Origin of the sequence: Serratia sp. CY74737 (assembly GCF_052166775.1) — a bacterium.
Lineage (GTDB): Bacteria > Pseudomonadota > Gammaproteobacteria > Enterobacterales > Enterobacteriaceae > Serratia > Serratia ureilytica.
In genome coordinates, this window is the sequence record NZ_JBJNOF010000008.1 from 158,979 (window position 1) to 178,137 (window position 19,159).

At 62.7% G+C, this 19,159-nt stretch carries 16 protein-coding genes; 2 read left to right on the forward strand and 14 right to left on the reverse strand.

Translation table 11 applies throughout. The features are described 5' to 3' along the window. Positions 1–55 precede the first annotated feature (55 nt). Together ACJ8PE_RS13570 and ACJ8PE_RS13575 are read right to left on the reverse strand one after the other, a co-directional pair. Complete coding sequence (locus tag ACJ8PE_RS13570) at positions 56–1,078, reverse strand: nickel/cobalt transporter (RefSeq protein WP_197760243.1); 1,023 nt, start codon at positions 1,076–1,078, stop codon at positions 56–58. Next, positions 1,069–1,704: a DUF1007 family protein gene (locus ACJ8PE_RS13575; protein WP_197760244.1), complete on the reverse strand. Its 636-nt coding sequence runs from the start codon at positions 1,702–1,704 to the stop codon at positions 1,069–1,071. The genes ACJ8PE_RS13570 and ACJ8PE_RS13575 overlap by 10 nt, the downstream gene beginning before the upstream one ends. A 181-nt stretch (positions 1,705–1,885) precedes the next feature. Here ACJ8PE_RS13575 and csiE point away from each other — a divergent pair, with 181 nt between their 5' ends. Next, positions 1,886–3,151 carry a stationary phase inducible protein CsiE gene (csiE, locus tag ACJ8PE_RS13580; protein ID WP_197760245.1) on the forward strand — a complete coding sequence of 422 codons (1,266 nt, stop codon included), beginning with the start codon at positions 1,886–1,888 and terminating at the stop codon, positions 3,149–3,151. Here csiE and ACJ8PE_RS13585 read toward each other — a convergent pair whose 3' ends face one another. Both ACJ8PE_RS13585 and glyA read right to left on the reverse strand, forming a co-directional pair. Further along, complete coding sequence (locus tag ACJ8PE_RS13585; RefSeq protein ID WP_197760246.1) at positions 3,152–4,297, reverse strand: 3-phenylpropionate MFS transporter; 1,146 nt, start codon at positions 4,295–4,297, stop codon at positions 3,152–3,154. 156 nt (positions 4,298–4,453) lie between these two features. Next, positions 4,454–5,707, reverse strand: coding sequence for a serine hydroxymethyltransferase (glyA, locus tag ACJ8PE_RS13590; protein ID WP_025303922.1), 1,254 nt, complete (start codon positions 5,705–5,707; stop codon positions 4,454–4,456). A gap of 357 nt (positions 5,708–6,064) precedes the next feature. On the opposite strand from glyA, the gene hmpA reads away from it, so the two are divergent. After that, on the forward strand, positions 6,065–7,255 hold the full coding sequence (hmpA, locus tag ACJ8PE_RS13595) for an NO-inducible flavohemoprotein (RefSeq protein ID WP_197793457.1): 1,191 nt from the start codon (positions 6,065–6,067) through the stop codon (positions 7,253–7,255). Between the two features lie 37 nt (positions 7,256–7,292). Here hmpA and ACJ8PE_RS13600 read toward each other — a convergent pair whose 3' ends face one another. The 10 genes from ACJ8PE_RS13600 to glnB all read right to left on the reverse strand — a co-directional run bounded on the left by ACJ8PE_RS13600 (position 7,293) and on the right by glnB (position 19,153). After that, positions 7,293–8,477, reverse strand: a complete 1,185-nt coding sequence (locus ACJ8PE_RS13600) for a c-type cytochrome (protein ID WP_197760248.1) — start codon at positions 8,475–8,477, stop codon at positions 7,293–7,295. Continuing rightward, on the reverse strand, positions 8,474–10,384 hold the full coding sequence (locus ACJ8PE_RS13605; protein ID WP_069100606.1) for an NAD(P)-binding protein: 1,911 nt from the start codon (positions 10,382–10,384) through the stop codon (positions 8,474–8,476). Before ACJ8PE_RS13605 ends, ACJ8PE_RS13600 begins: the two co-directional genes overlap by 4 nt. 85 nt (positions 10,385–10,469) lie before the next feature. Beyond that, complete coding sequence (gene patD, locus ACJ8PE_RS13610; RefSeq protein ID WP_442536766.1) at positions 10,470–11,894, reverse strand: aminobutyraldehyde dehydrogenase; 1,425 nt, start codon at positions 11,892–11,894, stop codon at positions 10,470–10,472. A gap of 35 nt (positions 11,895–11,929) precedes the next feature. Continuing rightward, on the reverse strand, positions 11,930–12,736 hold the full coding sequence (locus tag ACJ8PE_RS13615) for an ABC transporter permease (protein ID WP_016929774.1): 807 nt from the start codon (positions 12,734–12,736) through the stop codon (positions 11,930–11,932). Next, positions 12,726–13,670, reverse strand: a complete 945-nt coding sequence (locus ACJ8PE_RS13620) for an ABC transporter permease (RefSeq protein WP_025303927.1) — start codon at positions 13,668–13,670, stop codon at positions 12,726–12,728. Before ACJ8PE_RS13620 ends, ACJ8PE_RS13615 begins: the two co-directional genes overlap by 11 nt. A gap of 1 nt (position 13,671) precedes the next feature. Beyond that, positions 13,672–14,700, reverse strand: a complete 1,029-nt coding sequence (locus ACJ8PE_RS13625) for an ABC transporter ATP-binding protein (protein ID WP_015378790.1) — start codon at positions 14,698–14,700, stop codon at positions 13,672–13,674. A 53-nt stretch (positions 14,701–14,753) separates the two neighbouring features. Next, positions 14,754–15,908: a putative ABC transporter substrate-binding protein YdcS gene (gene ydcS / locus ACJ8PE_RS13630; protein WP_025303928.1), complete on the reverse strand. Its 1,155-nt coding sequence runs from the start codon at positions 15,906–15,908 to the stop codon at positions 14,754–14,756. 73 nt (positions 15,909–15,981) lie between these two features. Continuing rightward, positions 15,982–17,445, reverse strand: a complete 1,464-nt coding sequence (locus ACJ8PE_RS13635; protein WP_142075911.1) for a gamma-aminobutyraldehyde dehydrogenase — start codon at positions 17,443–17,445, stop codon at positions 15,982–15,984. A 114-nt stretch (positions 17,446–17,559) separates the two neighbouring features. Further along, on the reverse strand, positions 17,560–18,483 hold the full coding sequence (locus ACJ8PE_RS13640) for a LysR substrate-binding domain-containing protein (RefSeq protein WP_015378793.1): 924 nt from the start codon (positions 18,481–18,483) through the stop codon (positions 17,560–17,562). A gap of 331 nt (positions 18,484–18,814) precedes the next feature. Next, positions 18,815–19,153: a nitrogen regulatory protein P-II gene (gene glnB, locus ACJ8PE_RS13645; RefSeq protein ID WP_004847623.1), complete on the reverse strand. Its 339-nt coding sequence runs from the start codon at positions 19,151–19,153 to the stop codon at positions 18,815–18,817. Between the last annotated feature and the right edge of the window lie 6 nt (positions 19,154–19,159).

A 19,159-nucleotide genomic window follows, 5' to 3' on the forward strand; every position in this document is an offset into this window, starting at 1 on the left:
TCGCCAGAAGCGAATCGAAAAAAGCGCTGCCGATGCAGCGCTTTTTTTATGCCCGTCAGCGGGAGAAGGGGCGGATGCCGCTGCCGAATTCCGGCTGCGCGCTGACGTACAGCAACAGCCCGGCGGCCAACAGGATCAGGCCCCCGGCCAGCGCCAACGAGCCCCAGGCCACCGCGCTCCAGGCGGCGGGCGCACGCGAGCGGCTAAGGCGCACCGCCAGCCGTCGGCTGTAATGCACCAGCAGCGCCAGCATGGAGATGGTCAACGACGTGCCGAACGCCATCGCCAGCGCGGAGATCACTCCCCAGCCGAACACGCCGATCACCTTGGAGAACAGCAGCACCAAAATCGCCCCCGAACAGGGACGCATGCCCATCGCCAGCACGATGGCGGTCTGGGTGCGCCAATCGCTTCCCGCCTGCAGCTCGCTGTCGCTCGGCAGATGCCGGTGGCCGCAGCCGCAATCGGCGCTGTGCACATGCTCCGCCGCCAGCGGCGTCAGGCTGTTGATGCGCAGCGCCGGCGCCGGGCGCATCGCCTTGATCGCCGCAAACAGACGTTTCAGCGCGCGCCAACTCAGCAACACGCCAAGCAACATCACCAAAATAAAGCTGCCCTTCTCCAGCCAGAAGCTGCTTTGGTGCAGCTGGCGCGAAGAGAGCTGCAATACCACCAGCATCAGCGTAACCAGCGCGATCGCCACCCCGCCCTGCACCAGCGAAGCGGCGAAGGTCAGCTTCAGGCTGCTTTTCAGCCGCGCCGGGTGAGTAGCCAGATAGGTGGCGATCACCACTTTGCCGTGGCCGGGGCCGAGCGCATGCAAAACGCCATAGCCGAGGCTGAACAGCGTCAGCGCCAACCCTGCCTGCTGCGGCGCGGCCTTCACCTGCTGCAACAACCCCGCCATCTGCTGGTGCAGCGCTTTTTGCCATACCACGCTCTGCATCAGCAGCTGCGGCCAATAGTGCCACGCCAGCAGCGCGGCGGCCGCCAGCGCCAGCGTGAACGGCAGCAGCGGCCACAGGCCGAAAGCCCAGTGGCGCCGGTTTATCGTCGGTTGCGAGAGATTCAGCGACATTGCAGCGTCACCCGCTGGGCGAACTGCTGCCCCAGTGCCAGGTCTTCACCGGGCGAGTCGTTCTTGTCGAGCGACAGCGCATAGGCCTGCAGCGACGCATTCGGCTTCGGCGTCATCAGCTTGTAGCTGCACTGCTGCGCCATCTCCGGCGGCAAATGCAGCGCATTTTGGTCTTTATAGGTCATATCCACGAAATAAGTCGGATCGTAAGTAGAAAGCTCGAACGGCTTGCCCGCCAGCGGTTGCGGCTCGGCCAACGGCAGCACGAACTCCAGTACCGCCTGGTTGCCCTGGCGCGACAGGTGATATTCGCTGGGCAAGTTCAGGTATTTCACCGGCTTGCCGCCGCGGTAAAGGTCGGTGAAATAGTGCTGCCCCAGCACGTTGGCCATCACTTCCGCCGCCAGCTTTTTCCACACTTCCGAATCGCTCTTGGCATTTTTCGCATCGTAGAGCAGATCCGCCGAGGTGATTTCATCCATCACCCACACCATTTTCAGGCCGACCAACCGCTGGTCCCTGGCGACGAAGGTGGTGTTCATATCGATAAAGCTGTGCGGATGCGCGATCGCACCGGCGCTGAACACGGCGCCAAAGGCAGCCAAAAGTCGACGTAACTTCATCATTATCCTGCTTTACCTATATTTGTTATAACGTAACACAAATAAATGTCGAACGGCCCGCCTCTGCCGGCGATATTTGTGACGAAAGTTGTAAGCCGAAGTAAAAGCCGCGCGTTAACCCTGCCGGTACAAAGCCTTTTGCTATGCTTAGGCATAATCGCAACCTTTTATGCCGGAAGGTGATATGAGCCTGGACACCTCTCCCGTGCCTGAGCTCTCCGGACAACAACGGCGCTGCCATCTGCTGCTGATGCTGTACACGCCGGAGCCCGAGTTACAGCTGGAGACCCTCAGCCGAATCAATGGCGTCGCCCCCCCGATAACCCGGCAAGATATAGCCGAGGTGGCCAGTGAAATCCAGCGTTTCCACCATCTGGAGATCGCCGTCGATCCCGACCATGGCTACCGATTGAGGGGCAGCGCGCTCAACCAACGCCTGTGCCTGCTCCATTGGCTAAGGCGCACCCTGCGCTGCAGCCCGCGGTTCGTCGAAGACGATTTCGCCCCGCGCCTGCGGCAAGCGCTGGCGGCCGATGCCGAGTTGACATCGCTGTTGGCCCAGGCGCTCGACGCCTGCGAGCCGCTGCTCAATCGTCACTTTGACGCGCGCGACCGCCAATTCCTGCAGCATTATCTGCTCTACTGCGCCTGGCAAAACCGCCTGCAGCAACACCCGCGTTTCGACGCCGTTCAGCGCGACTGGCTGCGGCAAAAACCGGAGCAGCAAGCCGCCGCCTGGCTGCATCAGACCTGCAACCGGCTGTTTAACCAGCCGCCGCACGCGGACGAGCGCGATTTCCTGGCGCTGACCTTCACCCTGTTGAAAAGCCACAGCTACCACAGCAACGACTCGGCGCATGAGCAGCGGTTGATGACGGCGATCGACAGCATGGTCGAGCGGTTCCAGCAGCTGTCCGGCATGGCTTTCAGCAGCAAGGAGGAGCTGGTCAGCCAGCTGTTCGCCCATCTGGCGCCGGCGCTGGAGCGCTGCCGTTTCGCCATCGGCATCGACAATATGCTGCTGGAAGAAGTGGTGCGCAAATACCCGCGGCTGATGCGCACCACGCAGGAAGCGTTGAAACCGCTGGAGCAGGAGTACGGCGTGCATTTTTCCAACGAGGAGGCGGGCCTGGTGGCCATCAGCTTCGGCGCCTGGCTGATGCAGGACAACGCGCTGCAGGAAAAACAGGTGCTGCTGCTGACGCTGGATAACCCGCAGTTGGAAGAGGAAGTGGAATATCAGATCCGCGAGCTCACGCTGCTGCCGCTGAACATCAAGTATCTGCCGCTGAGCGACTATCTGTCCGGCGGAGCGCCGCAGGGCGTCACGCTGGTGATCACCCCCTACGCGGCGGTGCACAGCGCTCCGCACCCGCCGCTGATCTATACCGAACTGCCGCTGGAAAACCGCCAGCGCCAGGCCATCCGCGCGCTGCTGGAAGCCCCTTAATCACCGGCTGACGCTGACCGCCGGCGGTCGGATGAACAAGGCCGGCACCGCGACCGCCGCCATCACCCAGAACACCCCGCCCTGCCACTGTTCGAACAGGAACCCGGCAATGACCGTCATGACGGCGATACCGCCGCCCATCGCCAGCGCCGAATACACCGCCTGCAGTTGGATCACCTCTTGCCCCTGGCGCGCGGCGATAAAGCGCATCGCCGCCAGATGGCACACGGTGAAGGTGCCGCAGTGCAGGATTTGGATCAGCAGCAGCCAACCCAGCTCGGTGCTGTAGGCCATCAGGCTCCAGCGCAACACGCCGCAACAGGCGGAAAGCAGCAGCAGGTTGCGCGCATTCCAGCGGCGGAACAGCACGTTGCTGCTGGCGAAAATAATCACTTCCGCCACCACGCCCAGCGACCACAGATAACCGATGGTCGAGGCCGAATAGCCCGCCTCCTGCCAGTAAATGGAGCCGAAGCTGTAGTAGCCGGCGTGCGCGCCCTGCAGCAGCGTGACGCACAGCAGGAAGCGCCACACCGGCCCTTCTTTCAACAGCGCCCACAGCGAACGCTCGGCCCCGCCGTGCGTGCGCGCTTCGCCCTGCGGCATCACGCTCGGCTTCAGCAACATGCCCAGCAGCATCGCCAGCACGCTGAAGATCAGGCTGTAGAGAATGGCGTTATGGCCCCACACCGCCACCAGTTGCCCGGTCAGCGCCGAGCCGATGACGAACGCCAGCGAGCCCCACAGCCGCACCCGGCCATAGTCCATGCGGATCTGCTTTTGCCAGGTGGCGGCCAGCGCGTCGGTCAGCGGCACCAGCGGCGAGAAGAACAGGTTGAACCCCGCTATCACCAGCATCAGCCAGCCCCAGCCGTTGCCGAAGCAGAAGCCAACCGCGAAAGCCAGGGTCAGCAGCGCCAGCAGGCGCAGCGCGGAAACCAGATGAGAGGGATCTTTAACGCGGGGAGCAATCAGTAAACTGCCGAGGAAGCGGGCCACCAAACCGGCGCCGAGCAATATGCCGATGGTTTCGGGCGCGATGCCCTCGCCTTTCAGCCACACGCCCCAGAACGGTAAGAAAATGCCGTAGGAAAAAAAGTAGGTGAAATAACTGAGCGCGAGCCAACGCGTGGATTGCAGAACCATGATCCCTCCGGAGTGAGGGCAATACTTTGACAGAGCTCACACCTGCCCGCAATCTTCATTCCACGTCAATGCGTTAGAGTGCCAGACAGCTCACAGTTTACCGCGAGCGGCCACAAAAAAACCCGCCGCAGCGGGTTTTATCAGGCAAAAGCGGGATTATGCGTAAACCGGCAGGCGGGCGCAGATATCCAGCACTTTCTTCTTGGTGCGTTCGATGGTGGCTTCATCGTTGATGTTGTCCAGCACATCGCAGATCCAACCGGCCAGTTCGCGCACGTCAGCCTCTTTGAAGCCGCGACGGGTCACAGCCGGGGTGCCGATACGCACGCCGGAGGTGACGAACGGGCTCTTCGGATCGTTCGGCACGCTGTTTTTGTTGACGGTGATGTTGGCGCGGCCCAGGGCGGCGTCCGCTTCTTTACCGGTCAGGTTTTTATCGACCAGATCCAGCAGGAACAGGTGGTTATGGGTGCCGCCGGAGACCACTTTGTAGCCGCGCTGCAGGAACACGTCCACCATCGCCTTGGCGTTGACCGCCACTTGCTGCTGGTAAACCTTGAACTCAGGCTCCATCGCTTCTTTCAGCGCCACCGCCTTGCCGGCGATCACGTGCATCAGCGGGCCGCCCTGGCCGCCAGGGAACACGGCGGAGTTCAGCTTCTTGTACAGCTCTTCGTCGCCGCCCTTCGCCAGGATCAGGCCGCCGCGCGGGCCCGCCAGGGTTTTGTGGGTGGTGGTGGTGACGATGTGCGCGTGCGGTACCGGGTTCGGGTACACGCCGGCGGCGATCAGGCCGGCCACGTGCGCCATGTCGACGAACAGATAAGCGCCGATGCTGTCGGCGATTTCGCGCATTTTGGCCCAGTCAACCACGCCAGAGTAAGCGGAGAAGCCGCCGATGATCATTTTCGGCTTGTGGGTTTGCGCCTGTTTGGCCAGATCGTCATAGTCGATTTGACCTTTGTCGTCGATGCCGTAAGGCACCACGTTATACAGTTTGCCGGACAGGTTAACCGGGGAACCGTGGGTCAGGTGGCCGCCGTGCGCCAGGTTCATGCCCAGAATGGTGTCGCCCGGCTGCAGCAGCGCGGTGTAAACGGCGAAGTTAGCCTGGGAGCCGGAGTGCGGCTGCACGTTGGCGTAATCGGCGCCGAACAATTCTTTGGCGCGGTCGATAGCCAGCTGCTCAACGATATCCACGTATTCGCAGCCGCCGTAGTAACGCTTGCCCGGATAGCCTTCAGCGTATTTGTTGGTCAGCTGGGAACCCTGAGCCTGCATCACGCGCGGGCTGGTGTAGTTCTCAGACGCGATCAGCTCGATGTGCTCTTCCTGACGCACCACTTCCTGCTCCATGGCACGCCACAGTTCCGCATCGTAATCGGCAATGTTCATTTCACGCTTTAACATCCGGCATCTCCTGACTTAAATCAGCTAACTAAAAAATCACCAAATAACTACCCGTTTGGGTTCTGGGCCACAGTGTAAACCGTTTCGCCCCACCGAAGATAGGTCTTGACAGAGGTTTTTACGCAAACGATTGGCATAAGGCGGCGCAAGGCTTTGATCCGCTAAACGCCGCCGTTTATCAACGGACATTTCCTCATGCGAACGATGCGCTTTTTTCATGTTCTGTGAGCGCGATCGACGCCGGAAGAACACCGCAACGAAAACAAGGGTATTTACAAGCGGCGTGGAACTCAATAAGATGCATTTAAAATACATCATTAAAATTCTCGTCAAGATCCCAACCCAAGGAGCGCTCCCATGCTGGATAGCCAAACCATCGCCACCGTTAAATCCACCCTTCCCCTGCTGGCTGCGACCGGGCCGAAGCTGACTGCCCACTTTTACGATCGCATGTTCGCGCACAACCCGGAATTGAAAGACATTTTCAATATGAGCAATCAGCGCAACGGCGATCAGCGTCAGGCGTTGTTCGACGCCATCTGCGCCTATGCCGCCAACATCGAGAACCTGGCGGCGCTGCTGCCGGCGGTGGAGCGCATCGCGCAGAAGCACACCAGCTTCAATATCCAGCCGGAGCAGTACAACATCGTCGGTGGGCACCTGCTGGCGACGCTGGACGAAATGTTCAGCCCGGGTCAGGAAGTCCTGGACGCCTGGGGCAAAGCCTACGGCGTGCTGGCCAACGTATTTATCCAGCGTGAAGAGCAGATTTATCAGCAGAGCGAAACCGACAACGGCGGCTGGCGCGATCTGCGCGCGTTCCGCATCCTGAAGAAACAGCCGCAGAGCGACGTGATCTGCAGCTTCGTGCTGGCGCCGGTGGACGGCGGCCGGGTGGCGGACTTCAAACCGGGGCAATACCTGGCGGTCTACATCAAGCACGACAGCCTGGAGCATCAGGAAATTCGCCAGTACTCGCTGACCACCTCGCCGAACGGTGAGTTCTACCGCATCGCGGTGAAGCGTGAAGATCAGGGGAAAGTGTCCAACTACCTGCACCAGCAGGCGCAGGAAGGCGACGTGATCGACATCGCCCCGCCGCACGGCGACTTCTTCCTCGACGTGACGCCGACCACGCCGGTGGCGCTGATCTCCGCCGGCGTCGGCCAAACCCCGATGCTCGGCATGCTCAACAGCCTGCACGACAGCCAACATCAGGCGCAGGTCCACTGGCTGCACGCGGCGGAAAACGGCGGCGTGCACGCCTTTGCCGAGGAAGTGGCGGATATTGCCGGGCGCATGCCGAATCTGAGCCGCCATGTGTGGTACCGCGAGCCGGGCGCCGATGACGTGGAAGGCCGCGACTACCACAGCCGCGGATTGATGGATTTGAGCGCGCTGCAAGGCAGCCTGGCCGATCCGCAAATGCACTATTACTTCTGCGGCCCGGTGGCCTTCATGCAGTTCGTGGGCAAACAGCTGTTGGAGATGGGCGTAGAGGCCGAACGCATCCACTACGAATGCTTCGGCCCGCATAAGGTGCTGTAATGCGTGCGGAGCGCGGCCGTCAGACCGCGCTCCCCCTTCATTTCTCCTGCAGTTGGCGCGCGTCCTGCACCTGCTGCACCGTCACCGGCGCCGCCTGGTTGCCCCAGCTTCCCCGCAGATAGCTCATCAGATCGGCCGCTTGACGATCGTTCAACGCCCAGCCATAAGCCGGCATGTCGAACGCCATCGTCCGTTGCGTGATCGGCGTATGCGCCCCTTCCAGCACCACCCGCAGCGCGGTCAGCGGATTATCCGCCGTTACCGTGGCGTTGCCTGCCAGCGCCGGAATGGCGAAGTCGGTGCCCTCCCCTTTATTGCCGTGGCAGGTCGAGCAGTACATTGCATAGGTCGCCTTGCCGCCCGAATTATCCGCCTGCGCAGCAGATGAGGCAGGTTTGGCGGCGGTGTCCGGCGCCAGGCTGCGCAGGTACACCGCGATGGCGTTCAGATCGCCGTCGCTGAGGTACTGCGTGCTGTGGGTCACCACCTCGCTCATTGGCCCGGCGACCGCCGCATGGCGGCTGCGGCCGGTTTTCAGCAGCGCCGTCACCTCTTCCGGCGGCAGGCCGCGCAGATTGGAGGCGTACCAGCCGTCCAGCTCGGCGCCGCTCAGGAACACCGGCTCCTTACCGTCCAGGCCCTTCTCCTGCATCGCCCAACCGCGCGGCGTGTGGCAGCTGCCGCAATGGCCTGCGCCTTGCACCAGATAGGCGCCGCGGTTCCACTCGGCGCTTTGCTGCGGATCCGCCTGATACGGCTGGTCGTCGTGGAACAGCTGATTCCACACCGCCAGCGGCCAGCGCATCGACAGCGGCCAAGTGATATCGCTGTCGCGGTTGGCGACGTTCTGCGCCGGCACCTCGTTCATCAGATAGTCATACAGCGCGCGCATGTCTTCCGCGCTCATTTTGGCGTACGAGGTGTACGGCATCGCCGGATAAAGCCGGTGACCGTCTTTGGCGATCCCCTGACGCATGGCGCGATCGAACTCTTCGAATGAGTAAGCGCCGATGCCGTGCAGCTTGTCCGGCGTGATGTTGGTGGCGTAGATAACCCCGAGCGGCGTCGGGAACTTCATGCCGCCCGCCAATTCGGCGCCGCCCGGCGCGGTATGGCAGGCGGTGCAGTCACCGGCTTTGGCGACGTATTCCCCGGCCGACATCGCCTGGGCCGAGCCGCCGGCGGCCAACAGGCTCAACAGGTACAGCGAACGCAGACTCATGCTCCCTCCTTGGCGGCAACCTTGCCGTAGGCCAGTTCGTTAACCGCACGCCACGCCTGATCGATCGCCGAGTTGGCGTACGGGCTCCAGTCGGCATCGGAGTTGGCGATAGCGATCTTGCCGATCGGCTGCCGCGCCGTTTCGATGATTTTCTTGGCTTCGTCTTCGTCGTCAAACAACCCGTTGAGGAAGTAGGAGTAACCGTGCGACCAGCGGTTGACGGTGATCGCCTGAATGTCGCGCTGATGATCGAAACCGGCCTCGCCCAGCATGCCCTGCAGCTGTTCGCGGATCATCTGTTCGTGCACTTCAAACGGCGTGCCCAGCAGCAGCGCGCGCCCTTTGCGCGACTGTTCGCGCGTGCTGAGGCCGCTGCCCGGCAGCGTCGGCACATACACCATATGCAGGCCGATCGGCCGATCCGGATCGCGCGGGTGCTGATAGCCGCCCATGCTCACCGGATAGTCCAGCTTCACGCGGCTGTACGGCGCGGCCGGCGAATAGACCTCGTGCACGCCCAGCTTGATGAACGGCTGCCAGTTGCGGATCACCACCTTGCTGTACACCAGCGGCGCCTTGACGTTCTGCTTCAGCGCCTCCTGCTGCTCGTGCGACATCTCCGGCACCAGATACGGGATCATCATGTTGTAGCCAGCCATCACCACCTGCCCGGCGCGCACTTTGGTCATCTTCTCGCCGGTCATGTAGGTGACTTCCACCTTGTCGCCGACGTTGGCCGCGTGCAGCCCGGTGCTGTTCAAACGCAGCTTCACCGGCGATTCCGGCCGATCGAGCTGGCTGTAGTCGAATTTGGCCAGCACCACATCGTTCATGTCCTTGCCGGCCGGCGCCACCGCCGGGATCAGTTGGCGCACCATCAGGCGCGCCAGCGTGGCGTTGCCGTCCGGGAAGTGGAACACGTAAGGATCGTCGAGATCCGCCTGCGACTCTTCGTCCAGCGGCGGCAGATTCATGCCGTCAAGGCCCGGCAGATCGCAGATGCGCGCATCGCTGCACGAGGTGCCATCAATACCCACCGCCTGGAAGTCGTTGGTGGTCTGCTGGAAATAGCGGATCGCCAGTTCGCTCAGGCCCACCTTCTCGCGCAGGAACTGGGTATAGCTGTGGGTATCGAGCCACTCGACCTTCTGCTCCAGCGTCATCTCTGGCAGATAATCCTTCTCCACCGTGTGCAGCGCGATCAGCGCCTGGCGATCGCTTTCCGGCAGCGGGAAATCGCCGATGAACGCTTCATAAGAACGGCCGTTGAGCCGATCGCGCGGAATGTCGTCCGCCACCGTACGCCCCGGATCGCCGCTCACCACCTTGTCGACGCCGAAGTTCTTGCGATCGAAGTAAACCCCGCGGCTCAAATTCAAATCCGGGTAGAAGGTGGTGTCGAAAGCCTGTTCCAGTTGGTCGATATCGACGCCGAGCTTGCGCAGCAGCCCCATCGCCACCGGGCTGAAGTTGGAGCGCGGCGACTGCAGCGATTCGCTGCCGCCATAGCCGAGCAGCATGCCGTCGTCGCTGTTGAACTCGTTGCGCTTGGCGTGGCCGCCGAAGTCGTCGTGGTTGTCGATCAAAAGAATGCGCTGCCGCTCGCCTTTCAGTTGCTGCCAGAAACAGGCGGCCGCCAGCCCGCTGATGCCGGCGCCGACCACCACCAGATCGAACTCTTCAACGGCGGGCACGCTGCCGAAATCAAAGGTTTTGCCGTCGCGCCCCAACTGGTGCGCATGCTCGAACGAGCCCGGATGGTTGCCCCGCAACCCGGTCAGCGCCGGCGGATAGTACAGGGTTTGATTGGCGGTTTGCGGCGACGCGCGCAAGATTTGCAGCGGCGTCAACCCGGCGGCGATGGTGATCGCCACTCCGTTGAGAAAATCGCGTCTGGTGATACCCATATAGGCTTCCTTTCAATTTTTATTATCATCAGCCGGCCGGAGCCGGCTCGAAGGCCGCGCTATTGTGCGGATAATTACTGTAAAATCAATGTTTGAACATTACATGACGAATGGCCGTGTAATCCTCCAGCCCGTACATCGACATATCCTTGCCGTAGCCGGACAATTTCTGGCCGCCGTGCGGCATTTCGCTCACCAGCATGAAGTGGGTGTTCACCCAGGTGCAGCCGTATTGCAGGCGGGCGCTTAAGCGATGCGCGCGGCCCACGTCGCGGGTCCACACGGACGACGCCAGCCCGTAATTGGATTCGTTCGCCCAGGCCAGCACCTGCTCTTCGTCGTCGAACGGCGTCACCGTCACCACCGGGCCGAACACTTCGCGCTGCACGATCTCATCGTCCTGGCGCGCGCCGGCCAACAGCGTGGGCTGGAAGTAGTAGCCCGGCCCTTTCACCTTCTCGCCGCCGGTCACCACCTGCACGTGCGGCAACGCTTTGGCTCGCTCGACAAAACCGGCCACCCGCTCCAGATGCTGGGCGGTAATCAACGGCCCCAGCTCGGTGGTCTCGTCGTCCGGCGCGCCGATCTTCAGGCTGGCCACCGCCTCGCCCAGCCGCTTGACCAGCTCGGGATAAATGCTTTTCTGCGCGTAGATGCGGCACGCGGCGGTGCAATCCTGCCCGGCGTTGTAGAAGCCGAAACCGCGAATGCCGTCGACCACCTGCTGCAGATCGGCATCGTCGAATACCAGCACCGGCGCCTTGCCGCCCAGCTCCATATGGGTGCGCTTAATGCCGGCGGCAGTATGGGCGATGATGTGCTCGCCGGTGGCGATCGACCCGGTCAGCGACACCATGCGCACCTTGTCATGCCCGGTCAGCCGATCGCCGACGCTGGCGCCGCGCCCGAACAGCACGTTGAGCACGCCCGGCGGGAACAGCCCGGCGGCCAGTTCGGCCAGTTTGAAGGTGGTCAGCGGCGTCTGCTCAGAAGGCTTGATCACCACGCAGTTGCCCGCCGCCAACGCCGGCGCCAGCTTCCAGGCCGCCATCATCAGCGGGTAGTTCCACGGCGCGATCGAGGCCACCACGCCGAGCGGATCGCGGCGGATCATCGAAGTGTGCCCGGCCAGATACTCGCCGGCGGCCATGCCGGTCAGGCAGCGGCTGGCCCCGGCGAAGAAGCGAAACACGTCGGCCACCGCCGGCAGTTCGTCATTCAATACGCAGTGATAAGGCTTGCCGCAGTTGAGCGACTCCAGCCTGGCGAAGGTCTCGGCATGCTCGTCGATCAGATCCGCCAGCTTGAGCAGATGCTCGGCGCGCTCCTTCGGCGTGGTTTGCCCCCAGGAGGCGAACGCGGCGTCCGCCGCCAGCACCGCGCGATCGACCTGCTCCGGGCTGGCCTCCGCCACCTGCGCGATCACTTCGCCGGTCGCCGGGTTATACACCGGCTGGGTCGCGCCCTGGCCATTCACCAGTTGGCCGTCAATCAACAGTTGGCTTTGCATAGGGTTATCCTTTTGTCAGAGGTCGGGTAAGGAAATTATTTGCCGCTGCCGGCGACGCTTTCTCCACCTTTGGTCAGGTAGTAAGCGCCGAGGATCGGCAGCATGGTCAACAGCATCACCGACAGCGCCACCACGTTGGTGATTGGCACGTCGCGCGGGCGGCCGAGCTGGTTCAGCAGCCACAGCGGCAACGTGCGCTCGTGGCCGGCGGTAAAGGTGGTCACGATGATTTCGTCGAACGACAGCGCGAACGCCAGCATGCCCCCGGCCAGCAGCGCCGAGCCGAGGTTCGGCAAGATCACGTAACGGAAGGTTTGCCAGCCGTCGGCGCCGAGATCCATCGACGCTTCGATCAGGCTGTACGAGGTGCGGCGGAACCGGGCGATGACGTTGTTGAACACGATCACCACGCAGAACGTCGCATGGCCGACGACGATGGTCAGGATGCCGGGCTCGATGTTCAGCGCCTTGAACGCCGCCAGCAGCGCCAGGCCGGTGACGATCCCCGGCAGCGCAATCGGCAGCAGCAACAGCAGCGAAATGCTGTCCTTGCCGAAGAAATCGCGCCGATACAGCGCCGCCGCCGCCAGGGTGCCGAGCACCAGTGCGATGGCGGTCGCCAGGCAGGCGATCTGCGCCGACAGCAACACCGCATCGATAATGTCCTGCCGCCCGGCGGCAACGTTGAACCAATGCAGCGTGAAACCCTTCGGCGGGAAGCTGAAGGCCGCGTCCTCGGTGTTGAAGGCGTAGATGGCGATGATCGCCAACGGGAAATGCAGGAAGACAAGTCCGCCCCAGGCGGCCAGCTTCAGCCCTAAGGGCGCGCGTTCAGAGTGCATCGAAAGCCCCCAGACGTTTGACGATGGAAAGATAGATGGCGATCAGGACGATCGGCACCAGCGTAAAGGCCGCGGCCATCGGCATATTGCCGATCGCGCCCTGCTGGGCGTACACCATGCTGCCGATGAAATAACCCGGCGGCCCCACCAGCTGCGGCACGATAAAGTCGCCCAGCGTCAGCGAGAAGGTGAAGATCGACCCGGCGGCGATGCCCGGCACCGCCAGCGGCAAAATGACGTGACGGAAGGTCTGCGCCGGCCGAGCGCCCAGATCCGCCGAAGCGTGCAGCAGCGAGGGCGGCAGGCGCTCCAGCGCCGCCTGGATCGGCAGGATCATGAACGGCAGCCAGATATAGACGAACACCAGAAAACGCCCCAGCCCCGAGGTCGACAGCGTGTTGCCGCCGACGCCGGGCACCGTCAGCAACGAAGCCAACAGCGGCTCCAGCCCCAGGTGCTGCAGGAACCACTGCGCCACGCCATCTTTCGCCAGCAGCAGGGTCCAGGCATAGGCTTTAACGATATAGCTGGCCCACATCGGCATCATCACCGCGATATAAAAGAACGCCTTGACGCGGCCGCTGGTGTAGCGCGCCATATAATAGGCGATGGGGAACGCCAGCACCGCGCTGGCCAGCGACACCAGCACCGCCATGGTCAGCGTGCGCAGGATGATGTCGTAGTTGGCCGGGTTGAACAGCGCCGCCAGGTTGGCGAAGGTCAGGTCCGGCGTCACCGCCATGGTGAAATCGTCGAAGGTGTAAAACCCCTGCCACAGCAGTGTCAGCAGCGAACCGAGGTACACCGCGCCGAACCACAGCAGCGGCGGCACCAGCAGCAAAAGCAGATACAGCGTCGGCCGGCGATAAAGCCAGGTCGACAGCGCGCGCACGGTGCCGCCGCGCGCCGAGGGGGAATCGATGCTCATGTCCATCTCACCTCTCCTCCAGCAGCGGCACCATCGCCGCGCGCGGCCAGCAGGCGACGATCGGCTGGCCGATCTGCCGCTGTTGCCCTTCGGCGATCCACTGCGGATTGGCCTGGCTGACCAGCAGCTTTTCGCCGCCGTTCAGCGCGATTTCATAGCGTGTGGCCGCGCCCTGGTAATGGATTTCCTGCAGCGTGCCCTGCACCTGGATCTCGTCCTGCGCCGCGCCGCCTTGCTCCAGCAGGCGGATATGTTCCGGCCGGATCGAGAAGGTTCGACTTTCGCCGAGCAGGCGCTGCGCCAGCTCGCTACGTACCACGTTGGAGGTGCCGACGAACTCGGCGACGAACGGCGTCTTCGGCCGCATGTAAAGCTCGCGCGGCGTATCCACCTGTTCGATGCGGCCGTTATTGAACACCGCCACCCGATCGGACATCGACAGCGCTTCGCTTTGATCGTGGGTGACGAAGATAAAGGTGATGCCCAGCTGGCGCTGCAGCTTCTTCAGCTCGCCCTGCATCTGCTCGCGCAGCTTGAGATCCAGCGCGCCGAGCGGCTCGTCCAGCAGCAGCACCCGTGGCCGATTGACCAGCGCGCGCGCCAACGCCACGCGCTGACGCTGGCCGCCCGACAGGTGCGCCGGTTTGCGTTCGGCAACGAAACCGAGCGCCACGCTCTCCAGCGCCTCTTGCGCCCGCGCCAGCCGCTCGCGTTTGGCGACGCCCTTCACCATCAGGCCGTAGGCGACGTTTTCCAGCACCGACATGTGCGGGAACAGCGCGTAATCCTGAAACACGGTGTTCACGTCGCGCTGATACGGCGGCAGGTTGGCGGCTTCCTGACCGTGAATGCGAATCGAGCCGGAAGTCAGCTGTTCAAAGCCGGCGATCAGGCGCAGGCAGGTGGTTTTGCCCGAGCCGGACGGCCCGAGCATGGAGAAGAATTCCCCGTCCTGAATATCGATGGATACCCGATCCACGGCGCGAACATCGCCGAAAGTCCGCGAAACATCGATGAATTGCACGGCAATGGTCATTTTCTGTGCTCCATACGGATGTGATTCGGGCGCAGCGGGCTGCGCCCCGCGGCTTAGCGGCCGCCCATGATGGCGATGTAGTCCTGGGTCCAGCGGCTGTACGGCACGAACTTGCCGCCCTGCGCCTGCGGCGTTTTCCAGAAGGCGATTTTGTCGAACTGGTTGAATCCGTTGGTTTCGCAGCCCTTCTCACCCAGCAGTGCGCTGGCCTTGCAGCCCGCCGGTGAAGCCGGCACCGATCCGAACCAGGCCGCCACGTCGCCCTGCACCTTCGGCTCCAGCGACCAGTTCATCCACTGGTAGGCGCAGCTCGGGTGTTTGGCGTCGCTGTGCAACATGGTGGTATCCGCCCAGCCGGTCACGCCCTCTTTTGGGAACACGGTGGCGATCGGCTGCCCCTCGCCCTTCAGGGCGTTGGCCTGATACGGCCAGGCGCTGGAAGCCACCACGCCTTCGTTTTTAAAGTCGCTCATCTGCACCGAGGTATCGTGCCAGTAGCGGTGGATCAGCGCGTGCTGGCTGCGCAGCAGCTTCAGCGCCGCCTGATACTGCTCTTCGTTGAGCTGGTAAGGATCGCTGATGCCGAGCTGCGGCTGGGTGGCTTTCAGGAACAGCGCCGCGTCGGCGATGTAGATCGGGCCGTCGTAAGCCTGCACCCGCCCCTGGTTGCTCTTGCCGTCCGGCAGGTTCTGCTGCTGGAAGATCACCGCCCAGCTGTCCGGCGGCGTCGGGAAGGTTTTGGTGTTGTACATCAGCAGGTTTGGCCCCCACTGGTACGGCGTGCCGTAGGTTTTGCCGTCCACGGTATACCAGGCGCCGTTCAGCAGGCGCGGATCGATGTTCTTCCAGTTCGGGATCAGCGCGGTGTTGATCGGCTGCACCCGCTTGCCGAAGATCAGGCGCAGCGAGGCGTCGCCGGAGGCGGTCACCAGATCGTAGCCGCCCTTGGCCATCAGGCTGACCATTTCATCGGAGGTGGCGGCGGTCTTCACGTTCACCGCACAGCCGGTTTGCTTCTCAAACTGGGTGACCCAGTCGTAGTTTTTGTCGGACTGGCCGCGTTCGATGTAGCCGGGCCAGGCGATGATATCCAGCCGGCCTTCGCCTTTGCCCAGCGACTGCGGCAGATCGGCCGCCTGAGCCAGGCCGCACAGCACGGTGAGACAGAGCGCGGAGACGGTGGTGGTGACTGCGGTAGTTTTTCTCATCGTAATTACCCCTGTGTTGCGTATCTGTGTGCGGCAGGGAACGGCTGCCGCCCGATTTTGCTTTATAGAACCGCTAGAAGCTGGCTTTGAACTTCGCCATTACGTGCCTGACAACGCTGTAATCCTGCAGCGAATCGCTGGACAGATCCTTGCCGTAGCCGGAGCGTTTCAGGCCGCCGTGCGGCATTTCGCTCGCCAAGGTGAAATGGGTGTTGATCCAGGTGCTGCCGTACTGCAAATGGGCGGCGATGTGCAGCGCCCGATCGATATTTTGCGTCCACACCGACGAAGCCAGCCCATATTCCGAGTCGTTGGCCCACTCGACCGCCTGCGCCAGATGCTCGAAGCGCGTGACGCTGACCACCGGGCCAAACACCTCGCGCTGCACGATCTCGTCGCTTTGCAGGCAGCCCGCCAGCAGGGTCGGCTGATAGTAGAATCCCGGCCCGGAGTGCGCCGCGGCGCCGGTGATCAATTCGATATGCGGTTGGCTGAGCGCGCGCTCGACAAAACTGGCGACGCGATCGCGCTGGCGGCTGCTTATCAACGGGCCGATCTCGTTGTCCTGATCGCGCTTGCGGGCGAAGCGCAGGCTGGCGACCGCCTCGCCCAGCGCGTCCACCAATTTGGGATAGATGCCGGCCTGCGCGTAGATGCGGCAGGCGGCGGTGCAGTCCTGGCCGGCGTTGTAATAGCCATAGGTGCGAATGCCGTTGACCACTTCGTCAAGATCGGCGTCGTCGCAGACGATCACCGGCGCCTTGCCCCCCAGTTCCAGGTGGGTGCGCTTGACGCTTTTGGCCGCCGCCTGAAGAATTTTTTGCCCGGTGACGATATCGCCGGTGACCGACACCAGCCGCACCTGCGGGTGCCCCACCAGCTGGCTGCCGACCCCTTCCCCGCCGCCGTAGACGATGTTCAGCACGCCCGGCGGCAGGATCTCCTGCAGCGCCGGCACCAGCGCCAGAATAGTCAGCGGCGTGTGCTCGGACGGTTTAAACACCACGGTATTGCCCGCCGCCAACGCCGGCGCGATCTTCCACGCCGCCATCATCAGCGGATAGTTCCAGGGGGCGATCGAGGCGACTACGCCAATGGGATCGCGGCGGATCATCGAGGTGTGGCCCGGCACATACTCACCGGCCAGCTGCCCTTGCTGCGTGCGCACTGCGCCGGCGAAGAAGCGGAACACGTCGACCGCCGCCGGCAGATCGTCATTGAGCGCCTGATGCAGCGGTTTGCCGCAGTTGAGGGCTTCCAGCTGCGCCAGCTGCGGCGCCTGCCGCTCGATGGCGTCGGCGATGCGCAGCAACAGCGTGGCGCGCTGGGCCGGCGTGGTGCGCGACCAGTGGCTGAACGCCTGCTGCGCGGCTTTTACCGCGCTGCCGACCTGCGTCGAAGAGGCTTCGGTCAGGGCGATCAGCGTCTCGCCGTTGGCCGGATTGACGATGCATTCCTGCTGGCCTTCGCCGTCGATAAGCTGACCGTTAATGAACTGCTGACAGGACAAACCTGAGAGAACCTGCACATCCGCCATCGCCTGACGCCCCAAGTGACAAAAACGTTAACCAAATGTGAATAAGTTAGTTTTAATCAGCCTAAGCGAGCCTCTGGCGGGCAACAAATTCTAAATACTGAACGCCTCGTTCGATTAAATCGAATGCTTAAGCCCGGCGGCGTGTTTGCTGCCGTTCTCGCGCGCGATGGTGAGGAACGGCGTCACCAGCTCCGGCCGCGCGCTGCCGCGCCGCCATGCCAGCCCGATATCCAGCGGCTCCAGCAGATCGTCCAGCTTGCGCGCCTCGATCATATTGCCCTCCAGCGACCAAGCGCGGTAGGCCATGTCCGGCTGGATGGATACCCCCATCCCCGCCGCCACGAGGCTGCGCACAGCCTCAGTCGAGGCGGTCTTCATCGCGATCTCCGGCTTCAGCCCGGCGCGCGCCCAGATGCGCCGCGCATGCACATCCATTTCATCAGCGTTGAGCTGGATCAGCGGCTGTTTGGCCACGTCCGCCAGGCTGATGCTCTCGTGCTCCAGCAGCGGGTGCAGCGGCGGCAGCCACAGGCGGTACGGCGAGTGCATCAGCACCTCGGTCTGCAGCGCGTCGCGGTCCTCGATGTTCGACAAGATCAGCACGCCGATGTCGATCTCGCCGCTGACCAGCAGATGCTCGATGTACGGGCGTTCGTCTTCAACCACCTGCACGGTGACGTTGGGATAGGCCGATTTAAAGCGCGTGAGCAGTTCCACCAGGAAGTAGCCGGCCACCAGGCTGGTGACGCCGATGGTCAGCTTGCCGGTCAGGCTTTCAGTGCCGATCTGCAGGCTGCGCTTGGCGTTGTCCACCGTCGCCAGGATCAGATACGACTGGCGCAAAAACTGGTGCCCCTGATGGGTCAGCGTCATGCCCTTGGCGTGGCGATCGAACAGCCGCACGCCGATCTCGGTTTCCAGCTGCTGGATAGCGAGCGTCAGCGAAGACTGGGAGACAAACACCGCCTGGGCGCCGGCGGAGATCGACCCGGTTTCCGCCACCGCGATGAAGTGGCGGATTTGGCGTAACGTCATCATCCCCATCGCCTTTCAAGCCGCTGCGTTGTTGTCTGCGTGCGCTTACCCCAGTCACTTACTTGAGTAAGCTCCTGGGGATGCACGCCCTTGCCGCCTAGCCGCAACTTGAAATTCATTGGGGATCACCTTAATCAAAATAGTTACGTTGATTGTAGATCTCGCGAGAGAAGCGATCGGGAAAAGTATCAAAAACGAGATAGCGTTCGCTTTTTTAGAATGCCGACAGGCAAAAATGAGGGGAACAATGAGGCGAAGAAGTGCGATGTGCGGGGGACAGAAATGACAAGGGCGCAGCAAGCTGCGCCCTGATGACCGATGATCCTGCGGAGGATCAGATCGCTTCTTCGTCCTGCTCGCCGGTACGGATGCGCACCACGCGCGCCACGTCGAAGACGAAGATCTTGCCGTCACCGATCTTGCCGGTCTGCGCCGTCTGCATGATGGTTTCTACGCAGGTGTCGACGATGTCGTCGGCAACCACGATCTCTATCTTCACCTTCGGCAGAAAGTCGACCATGTACTCGGCGCCGCGGTACAGCTCGGTGTGGCCCTTCTGGCGGCCGAAGCCTTTGACTTCGGTGACCGTCATGCCGGTGATGCCCACTTCGGCCAGCGCTTCGCGGACGTCATCCAGTTTGAACGGCTTGATAATCGCGTCGATCTTTTTCATCTTCTT